The 9545-nt window shown below is 45.9% G+C and carries 8 protein-coding genes; 2 read left to right on the top strand and 6 right to left on the bottom strand.

From position 1 onward, the window contains the following. From rpsI to rlmB, 5 genes are all read right to left on the bottom strand, one after another. Positions 1 to 374 (bottom strand): 30S ribosomal protein S9 (gene rpsI / locus HMPREF2917_RS09565; protein ID WP_070590577.1); only part of this gene is annotated, 374 nt, incomplete at its 3' end. 18 nt (positions 375 to 392) lie between these two features. Next, positions 393 to 839 carry a 50S ribosomal protein L13 gene (rplM, locus tag HMPREF2917_RS09560; RefSeq protein ID WP_002876943.1) on the bottom strand — a complete coding sequence of 149 codons (447 nt, stop codon included), beginning with the start codon at positions 837 to 839 and terminating at the stop codon, positions 393 to 395. Between the two features lie 152 nt (positions 840 to 991). After that, positions 992 to 1855 carry a DegV family protein gene (locus tag HMPREF2917_RS09555; RefSeq protein ID WP_003010076.1) on the bottom strand — a complete coding sequence of 288 codons (864 nt, stop codon included), beginning with the start codon at positions 1853 to 1855 and terminating at the stop codon, positions 992 to 994. Beyond that, entirely contained in the window at positions 1855 to 2367 is a 513-nt protein-coding gene (locus HMPREF2917_RS09550) for an NYN domain-containing protein (RefSeq protein WP_003004212.1), read from the bottom strand. The genes HMPREF2917_RS09555 and HMPREF2917_RS09550 overlap by 1 nt, the downstream gene beginning before the upstream one ends. Before the next feature lie 18 nt (positions 2368 to 2385). Continuing rightward, complete coding sequence (rlmB, locus tag HMPREF2917_RS09545; RefSeq protein ID WP_003010074.1) at positions 2386 to 3114, bottom strand: 23S rRNA (guanosine(2251)-2'-O)-methyltransferase RlmB; 729 nt, start codon at positions 3112 to 3114, stop codon at positions 2386 to 2388. 96 nt (positions 3115 to 3210) lie between these two features. Between rlmB and HMPREF2917_RS09540 the strand changes: the two genes are divergently transcribed. Both HMPREF2917_RS09540 and HMPREF2917_RS09535 read left to right on the top strand, forming a co-directional pair. After that, on the top strand, positions 3211 to 4173 hold the full coding sequence (locus HMPREF2917_RS09540) for an aromatic acid exporter family protein (RefSeq protein ID WP_070590477.1): 963 nt from the start codon (positions 3211 to 3213) through the stop codon (positions 4171 to 4173). 114 nt (positions 4174 to 4287) lie between these two features. Continuing rightward, positions 4288 to 7518, top strand: coding sequence for an LPXTG-anchored zinc carboxypeptidase (locus tag HMPREF2917_RS09535; RefSeq protein WP_070590476.1), 3231 nt, complete (start codon positions 4288 to 4290; stop codon positions 7516 to 7518). Between the two features lie 351 nt (positions 7519 to 7869). Here HMPREF2917_RS09535 and HMPREF2917_RS09530 read toward each other — a convergent pair whose 3' ends face one another. After that, positions 7870 to 9537: an alpha-glucosidase gene (locus tag HMPREF2917_RS09530; RefSeq protein ID WP_070590474.1), complete on the bottom strand. Its 1668-nt coding sequence runs from the start codon at positions 9535 to 9537 to the stop codon at positions 7870 to 7872. Positions 9538 to 9545: the final 8 nt, after the last annotated feature.

Here is a 9545-nt window from a genome sequence, read left to right as displayed (position 1 = left end):
GATGCTTTACGAGCTTTCTTAAGACCTGGTTTCTTACGTTCAACTTTACGTGAGTCACGTGTAAGAAGTCCTGCGCGTTTCAATGAATCGCGGAAGTCTGGGTCTACTTGAAGAAGGGCACGAGCGATACCGTGACGGATAGCTCCTGCTTGACCTGCGTATCCACCACCTACAACGTTAACGAAAACGTCGTATGAACCTGCAGTTGAAGTAACTGCGAATGGTTGGTTGATTACAAGACGAAGGTCAGCGTGTGGGATGTACTCTTCAACATCTTTTTTGTTAACAGTGATTTTACCAGTTCCTGGAACAAGGCGAACGCGTGCAACAGCGTTTTTACGACGTCCAGTACCTGCATATTGTGCTTGTGACATACTTTATTGTTCCTTTCCTTAGATAAGTCCTGAAATATCAAGAACTTCTGGTTGTTGTGCAGCGTGAGTGTGCTCAGCTCCAACGAATACTTTCAATTTCATACCTTGAGCGCGGCCAAGAGTATTGTGTGGAAGCATACCTTTAACTGATTTCTCGATCAAACGTACTGCATTTTTAGAACGAAGTTCACCAGCAGAGATTGATTTCAATCCACCTGGGTGGTTTGAGTGAGTGTAGTAGATCTTATCAGTTGCTTTTTTACCAGTCAATTTAACTTTTTCAGCATTGATAACGATTACGAAGTCACCTGTATCAGTGTGAGGTGTGAATGTTGGTTTGTTTTTTCCGCGAAGCACGCTAGCAACAACTGCTGAAAGGCGTCCAAGAGGTACATCAGTTGCGTCAACAACGTACCATTTGCGTTCTACTTGGCCTGGTTTAGCCATGAATGTAGTTTTGTTCATGATTTCTCCTATATGAATGTCGTTTTTGTTTACAGGGCGGATGTTCCGGTCCGCAAGTTATTTGAAAGGTTCCGGGGCCTTACAAATGGGGTAAACAATACCGCCTACTATTGTATCAAAATTCTAAGATAAAAGTCAACCGATTTGGAAAATTATTTGCGATTTTCTTTTCCAATGACAAATCCGATCAAGGAATTCGGGCCGACGTGGGCTGAAATAACCGGTCCAAGAGGCATCACGAGAACTTCATCGATGCCTTCAAGCGCAAGCATTTCTTGCTTCAGTGCTTCGGCTCCTTCTAGATCGTTGGTATAAGATACCAAGGCTGTGCTTTCACCGATATCTGCTTTGATCAGCTCCAGTAATTCCCGGACAGCTTTTTTGCGTCCCCGAACCTTGCTAATAGGGACTAATTTCCCTTCCGCATCTATCCAGAGAATGGGTTTGATGCTGGCCAAACTTCCCATGATCGCGGCACTTTTTGAGAGACGGCCGCCACGCATGAGGTGGTAGAGGTCATCAACTAGGAAATAAGTCCGCAGTTTTGGCGCTAGGTCCATGATTTCTTCTTTGGCTTCTGCTAATGAACGACCTGCATCACGCGCAGCTACTGCTCGCATGACCAGATAACCCTCTCCAATCCCAGCAGCCTTCTGATCGACAATCTCGATCACGGCTTCCGGGTAGTCTTCTAAAACCAGGTCTCGTGCCATGACTGCACTCTGATAGGTCCCAGATAAGACTGATGAAAAGGCCACATAAAGCAGATCTTTTCCTTCTTTGGCAAATTGTTTAAAGGTTTCCTGAAATTGGCCCACATTGACCTGACTGGTTGTCGGTTTGGCCCCATTTTTCATGGCTTCTAAAAGCTCCGGGCTGGTCAATTGAGCTTGGCCTACTGTCTGGTAAACCGTCCCATCTAACTCAATGGTCAAGCCAAGAATGGTCACCTGATGTTCCTTGGCCCAGTTTTGGTCTAAATCTGCGGTCGAATCGGTTAAAATAGCAAATGTCATTACTTGTCTCCCATCATTTCTTGTAATTGTCGCAATACTTCGTGATCGAGCGGTCGCATGGGTGGTTTTTGATCGTTAACCACTCGCTGCGCTTGATTGAGGTTTCCTTTGACGACTGCGACCCGTTTTTCTAACTCTCTGGCAGATACCCGAAGAGCTCCTTGAGCAAAGACGGTCCATTGCTCATTTAAGTCACTGGTCGCTACTGATACTTGGTGGAGGGGCGTGTTAAGCTCTGCCGCCAAGCGCTCGATATAGTCATCTGCCGTCTCATCCTCACCGGTAAAGACCACCTGAACATTGAACTCCTCATAGGTCTGCCGCACTCCTGGCATATACTGGGCATCAAAGACACAGATGACTTCGATTCCTTCAAAGCTAGCATAGTGGCTCAGTTTTTGCAGGAGGATATTGCGGGCTGCATCGAGCTCACTTTTTTGAAAGAGCTGGCGGGTCTCCTGCCAAAAGGCAATCATATTATAGCCGTCAACCAATAAGATTTTTCGTTTCATATCATTGCCTTTCTAGGATTATAGTCGATTGCGAAAGACCTCATACATAAGGATGGCTGCTGCCACACTGGCATTGAGGCTTTGCACATGACCATTCATGGGAATGGTGATCATCTCATCGACTTGTTTTTTGATATTGGCTGAGATCCCTTTTCCTTCATTGCCAATGATCAAGGCTAACTTGCCAGCCGTATTCCACTGATGAGATGGCGTGCCGTTCATGTCGGTTCCAAAGATCCAGAAGCCCTCTTCCTTTAGCTTGTCTAAGGTTTGGCTAAGATTGGTCACACGCGCAATGGGAATGTGTTCCACTGCTCCGGTAGAAGTTTTTGACACCACTGGGGTCACCCCAACCGCTCGGTGCTTAGGAATGATGACTCCTGAGACATTGGTCGCATCAGCTGTCCGCAAGATAGATCCAAGATTGTGCGGATCTGTTAAGCCATCGAGAATCAATAAAAGCGGGTTCTCTTCTTGGGCTGTCTGTTTCAGAATCGCTGCCAAGTCGGTGTAAGCAAAGGCTGCCACTCGAAGAACAAAGCCTTGGTGAACAGCTCCTTCTGTCATTTCCTGCAGGGTTTTCTTTGGCGTCCAAGAAATCGACACTTTTTTCTCAGCTGCTAAGGCCTTGATCTTGTCGACATTTTTTCCTCGGAGATCTTCTTGAATATATAATTTATTGCCTGTATTGGCTTGTAAAGCCTCGGTGACTGCGTGAACACCGTATACGATATCGTTATTTTCCATAGAACTAGTATACCACAAGAAAGGAGGTTGAGGCCAATTCATGATATAATGAAATCAAATCTATCTTAATGAAGGAACCGAACTAGAAAGGAAGCCATGCCTCTTTTTCAACGAACCATCAAGCTCACCTTGGCCACCTGTTTAGCAGCTGCCCTTGCTTATGCTCTGGGCTTGACCTATGCCATCTCAGCTGGCGTCATTGCCATCTTGAGTATCTCTGATACGCGTCGCAGTACGATCAAGCAAGCCTACCAGCGCTTTATGTCGACCTTGCTGGCCCTTGTGATCGGAAGTATCGCTTTTTCCTTTTTTGGATTCAACCTTTGGGCACTGGGAGTCTTTATCGCTCTCTATGTTCCATGCGCCTTTCTAATGGGTTGGCAGATTGGCATCACCCCTAGTACGGTCCTCGTCACCCATCTCTTGATTGAGCAGTCTACTTCCTGGGGGCTCTTGCTCAATGAACTTGCCCTCTTTTTAATCGGGACCAGCTTTGCCCTGCTGGCCAATCTCTATATGCCTTCTAATCAGGCTGCGATTGATCACTACCATGATGTTGTCGAAGACCAACTGAAAAAGATCCTTGGTCGTTTTGCGGAATTACTTGGTAAAGGGGATGGTCGCAACGATGCCCGCTTGATCAAGGAATTGGATGGTATCCTAAAGGACGCTTTAAATCTCGTCTATCTGGATCATTCCAACCACCTTTTTCATCAAACCAACTACCACATTCACTACTTCGAAATGCGCAAGCGCCAAAACGATATCCTGCGGGATATGGCAGAAAACGTCAACCGCTGTCAGTTAGCAGCGAGTGAAAGTATGATCTTGGCTCAACTTTTTAAGAAGACTGCGCAACAGTTAAGTCAGGAAAATCCTGCCCAAAATCTTCTAGATGATATTACTCAGTATTTGGCGATCTTCCGCGAACGGCCCTTGCCCAAGACCCGGGAAGAATTTGAAACACGCGCCACCTTGCTCCAATTGTTAAGAGATTTAGAAACCTTCATTCAGGTCAAGGTTGATTTTTACCAACAATTTCATCAGGAGACAGAATAGACAAAGAAGCCCTTGCCAAATGCAAAGGCTTCTTTATTGCGGGAGATGTTGAAAACGTTTTCCTAAAATGGTATACTGGAACAGGAAAATAACTTTTTAAGGAGGGTCTTCTATATGAAGTCTTCATATAAGAAACATTTGTACACTACGACGCTCAGCCTCTCAGCTGCTGTCTTGCTTTCTGTCATCGGTCATGGTCAAGTATCAGCCGATAGCTTAGAAGCGCCTCAAACAGAACCAAGTACGGTCCTTGAAGCAGCACCCGCTACTGAGCAAGCAGTGACAGCTGAGACTGCCAGTCCTGCTACAGCTGAAAAAGGAGACACCGCAGCCCCTGCCACTTCTGCGGGAACAGCCGCGACCTCTGATGTGGCTTCTACTACAGAAGTTGCTCCAGCTGCTAGTCCAAGCACTAACCGTGCTACAACAACCGCTGACCAAGCGACACGATTGGCAGATAGCACCATTTATCTCTCTGAAAAGAGCACGATTGATGACAAAGTCCAAGAAAAAGCTCAAGCTGCTGGCAAGATCAACTGGACCTTGGACAACAAGCCTCTCTCGGAGTGGAAAACCTGGGATATGGAGACTGGAACCCTAAGCAAGGATCCATTCCTTACTATCACAGAGACTGCAAACGGCAATGATTTGGATCTCCATATGGAAGTGAAAGATCTCTTTGGTGAAGATCTTAGCCTTCGGAGCCCAAATAATATCCGCCGGACTTACCGCAACTACATCGGTAATCATGAGCTGGTCGGAACCAATGCAGACTTGGGTGTGACCATCAATAAAACTCTTGTTTTTCGACCTTACCAAGACTACCATACACATGAAGAGATGCTCGCTGCTATCGAAAAATCCAAGGAAGAAGCGAAACCCGATCGTTTGGTGCAGTTAGAAACCCTTGGTAAGAGCGCCCAAGGCCGGGACATGAAGATGGGGATCGTGAGCAAGGACCAAGCCAGCATCGATCACTACCTGTCTAGCACCAATCCTACAGCTTTGACCAAACCAAGCGAAATGCTGGCTGCACTGAAGGACAAGACCTTGGATTACAAACTACCTGTCTTAGTCCACAACACCCATGCGGATGAGCAGCCAGGGATCGACATCATCACAGGCCTCTTTAATACCTTTGCGACCAAGGAAAAGGTGAGCTTTAACACCACAGATGAAGCTGGAAATGCTAAAACTGTCACGCTAGATATTCCAACCTTGCTCAATAAATTCATCTTCTTATTTGACTTCACGGAAAACCCAGATGGAGATGCTCTCAACCTGCGGGCCCTAGCAAACGGGCTCGATCCAAACCGGGATGCCAGCTACCAAACCAACCCTGAAGTCCGGACCGTCATCCAAATGATCAACAAGTGGAATCCGATCGCTCTCTACGACTTACACGGTTTTGTAAAAGAATTCTTAATCGAACCTGCAACACCTCCACATGATCCGAACTTTGAATACGATCTCATGTCCAACCTCATGCTGGAAAATGCCCATCATATGGGCCGGGCTGGAGTTGCCAATTCCAAATACGACAGTTACATCATTCCAAAACTAGATTGGGGCGATGGCTGGGATGATTCCTTCTCTGGCTATACAGGGGTTTATGCTGTCTATCACGGCATCTTGGGCCACACCATTGAAATACCAGAATCCAACCAAGAATCCTATAAGGCTGGACGCAATGCTGTCCTAGGCGGCATTGACTTCCTCAACCAAGATCCAGACCGTCTCCTTGAGATGCGGCTCAACTTCTACTTACGTGGTCTCAATAAAACGGAAGATCCAAAAGCTGAAAATGAACTGGTCGGCCCAAATGGGGAAATCGTTGGACGTGTGAAAAACGGTCGTCCGAAATTCTTCCCAGACTACTACGTCATCCCAATGAGCCTCGACAAGGACAATGATGCGCAAGAAGCCTTCAATATGATTGACTACTTCAAACGCAATGGTGTCCTCGTCAAGGAACTTAAAGAAGATACAGGTCCCTACAAAAAAGGGGACTTGGTCATTGACATGGCCCAAGCCAAACGTGGCTATGCCAACCATATTCTCTACAAGGGCTCCAACGAATCTGCCTGGGCTGCGATGTACGCAGAGTTACTGGTCAACTTCCCAGATATGAGAGGGTTCAAGTCCGAACCTATATTTGCGGATGGTCTTTTCAACGGAAAATTAGGAGAAGTCACCACCACCCGCGCCACTCGTACCTCTGAGATCGATCCAAAAGCTCCTTACTATGTGATCGCAAATACCTCAGCCAGTGCCGTTAAAGCTGTCAATCAGGCCATCGCGCAAGGAAAATCTGTCTACCTAACAGACGATGGCTACATCGTTGACCGCGATACCTTTGCTTCGCTCCTACCAAACTATGCCATCTATGGGGATGCCCTCTACAAGGTACCTAGCGGCCCAACCTTGAAACCGATGAAGATCTACTCTCCGAACTACCACTATAATTGGGCTGGAGTAGATGCGCCTGCTCATACTAGTCTGGTCCTTGAAAAATTAGGCTTCCAAATCGTCAATACACCAGAAGAAGCCGATGTTGTTATTTTGGAAAGCAACCGCTTTGACGCTTCCATTTTTGGCAAGAAACCAACCCTTGTCATTGGTGGGGAAGCCATGCAAAAACTGGAAAAATTGGGAGTTCTTACAGGATTTGACGCTGAAAAACTAAAAGGCGGTAGTGACTACGAAGGCTTGATGAAAGCGATCATTGATGACCAGGATCCATTGACCAGCGGATACAAGAAGAATACCCTCTTCTACTCCAACTCAGGAAACTGGATTGAAAAGGTTCCAGAACATTTCAAGACCTTGATGAGCATCGCTCCGAGCGATTATTATATTGCAGGTTGGTGGCCACATAATGATGTTCTGGCTAACAAAGTCATGGCCATCTCTGGAGAACTGATGGGACAACCACTCTTTGTCTATGCAGGAAATCCAACCAACCGTCAACACCCTGTCCACTTCTTCCGCTGGGTAACCAATGCGATCTTTGGCAGCAAGTTGGCAAGCTTGATGGATTACGTTCCAGCTAAAGAACCAGATCAAGTGGTGGTTCCAATTCATAACCAAACAAGCAATCCACAGCCAATCTTAGCCAAGAAGGATACTCCTAAAGTGCTCCTTCCACAAAAAGAAATGACAACAAAAAATGAAGAAAGCGTGCAAGCCTTGACTTACCAAGTAGGACAAAGCTTCCAAGAAAGTCCAGCCAAGGCACAATTGCCACAAACTGGAGAAGACACAACCGCACACTTCATTCTTTCAGGCTTCTTGCTAGCCGTTAGCGGAGGCTTCCTCCTCTTGAAAAAGAAAGAAGTTGAGTAAGTTCCAGGTTTAGACTTGGATGACTTGAAAAGAACCTTCGCAGATGCGAAGGTTCTTTTTGGATCTAAACTATCTTTCAAAACGTTCCTTAGGTGAGTACGGATGTTAGGTGAAATTATCCAGTGGATGATTTCAGCAATCCAGGAAGTTCCATGACTTAGTTTTGAGCCTAAGGTCTCAAAACTCCCGAGTGTTTGAAACAATAATGTTTCAAACACTTTTCTCACAGCGGAAAGTTTCAGTTTATACTTGACTGATTCTAAAGTATAGAAAACTTTTATAATGTTCTCCAGAATATTTAATGAACATACTATTCTACATTAAATCCTAATACTGATGCAAAGTTTCTCCTTATTCCACCAATTCCAACACAACAGTTTGGTAAGGAGCTAATTCTAGCACTTGGTCTCCTTCTTGGAATAATCCTGCTGTATTATTTAAAACGACTGTTTTAATCGGAGCTGGCAACTCCAAGGTAGCCTGGCGATTTTGGAAATTGCTGACAACCAAGAGACGTTTGTCCCCACGGCGTTCAAAGGCGATGATGTTTTCACGGTCGCGATACGCTGGGATCATATCTCCGAACCGGATGGTATTCCCATAGAGGGGATGGCGATACAAGGCCGTCAGCTGCCGGTAATAATTCAAGATAGAATTGGGATCCTTTTCCTGATCTTCCACATTAATGGCAACATCTGGTTTGGGACTAATCAACCAGGCTGGTCCATCACTAAAGCCCAGACCTGGCTCTGCTGACCATTGCATGGGTGTCCGCGCATTATCCCGGCTGTATTTGGCAATCGCTGCTAAGGCTTCTTCCTCGCTCAAACCAGCTTCTTTAGCAACATGGTAGCCATTGATAGTCGCAATATCATCAAAATCCTCCACCGATTCAAAGACTTGGTTTTCCATTCCAATTTCTTGGCCTTGATAGATAAACGGAATTCCCTTGCGTAAAACCTGAATGGTTCCCAAGGACTTTTTACTGGTATCGTTTACCGGACCTTCTGCGATATAGTGGGACACACCACGAGGTTCGTCGTGGTTTTCAATGATGGTCGAGAGCACCCCAATGCTATCCGCGCGCTCATGCGCTTGGAAAATACTTTCCTTGAGTTCATCTGCAGTTGGAAGAGCATGGTCGAACCAGCCTTTTCCTTCCTGACCCAGCATGGTTTGTTTGAAATCAAAGATGGAAGAGAAGACACCATCTTTTCCAATGAAGAAATGCAATTCTTCGTCGGTTTCATTGAAAACTTCCCCTACTGTGAAGGCATTGTACTTGGCGAAAGTACGCTCTTTTAACTCTTGCAAGAAAGGTTCAATCGGTTGGGCATTGACTAGAGACTCCGGTACTGGAACCAGGCCATTGTCACGATCAGACGGAAGCGAACGCCATTCCAGGTCTTTTTTGATGTTGATGATGGCATCGATCCGGAAGCCCGCGATTCCCTTGTCCAACCACCAATTGATCATCTTGTAAATCTCTTCGCGCACGACAGGATTTTGCCAATTGAGGTCCGGCTGATCCTTGTGGAAGGAATGGAGATAGTATTTGTTGGTGCCAGGAACTGGTTCCCAGACACTGCCTCCAAAGTAACTTTCCCAATTGTTGGGTTCCTTGTCACTTTCGATGAAATAAAAGTAATCCGCATAAGGACCATCTGGATCTGCTAGAGCTTTTTGGAACCATTCGTGATGGCTCGAACAGTGGTTAACCACCAAGTCCATAATGATAGAAATGCCCCGTTTCTTACCTTCAGCAATCAGCTCCTCCATATCTTCCATAGTCCCAAAAATAGGATCAATGGCATAATAGTCGGAAATATCATAACCCTGGTCAATAAAAGGGCTCTTGTAAATAGGGGATAACCAGAGAATGTCAATCCCTAAGTCTTGAAGGTAATCGAGTTTCTCCGTGATGCCTTTCAAATCTCCAACGCCATCACCATTGCTATCCTTAAAGCTTTTTGGGTAGATCTGATAAGCGACCTTCCCCTTCCACCAGTCTTTTTCCATGTTTTGTC

The organism is Streptococcus sp. HMSC061E03 (genome assembly GCF_001813505.1).
In the GTDB taxonomy this organism is placed as follows: Bacteria; Bacillota; Bacilli; order Lactobacillales; family Streptococcaceae; genus Streptococcus.
The sequence above is the reverse complement of the archived record's forward strand: the minus strand, read 5'-3'. Positions and strand labels throughout refer to the sequence as shown.

Coding starts and splice junctions, on each gene's coding strand:
- rlmB (WP_003010074.1), bottom strand. CDS start 3,114: ATGGAAAATAACGATATCGTATACGGTGTTCACGCAGTCACCGAGGCT.
- rplM (WP_002876943.1), bottom strand. CDS start 839: ATGAACAAAACTACATTCATGGCTAAACCAGGCCAAGTAGAACGCAAA.
- HMPREF2917_RS09530 (WP_070590474.1), bottom strand. CDS start 9,537: ATGGAAAAAGACTGGTGGAAGGGGAAGGTCGCTTATCAGATCTACCCA.
- HMPREF2917_RS09540 (WP_070590477.1), top strand. CDS start 3,211: ATGCCTCTTTTTCAACGAACCATCAAGCTCACCTTGGCCACCTGTTTA.
- HMPREF2917_RS09555 (WP_003010076.1), bottom strand. CDS start 1,855: ATGACATTTGCTATTTTAACCGATTCGACCGCAGATTTAGACCAAAAC.
- HMPREF2917_RS09535 (WP_070590476.1), top strand. CDS start 4,288: ATGAAGTCTTCATATAAGAAACATTTGTACACTACGACGCTCAGCCTC.
- HMPREF2917_RS09550 (WP_003004212.1), bottom strand. CDS start 2,367: ATGAAACGAAAAATCTTATTGGTTGACGGCTATAATATGATTGCCTTT.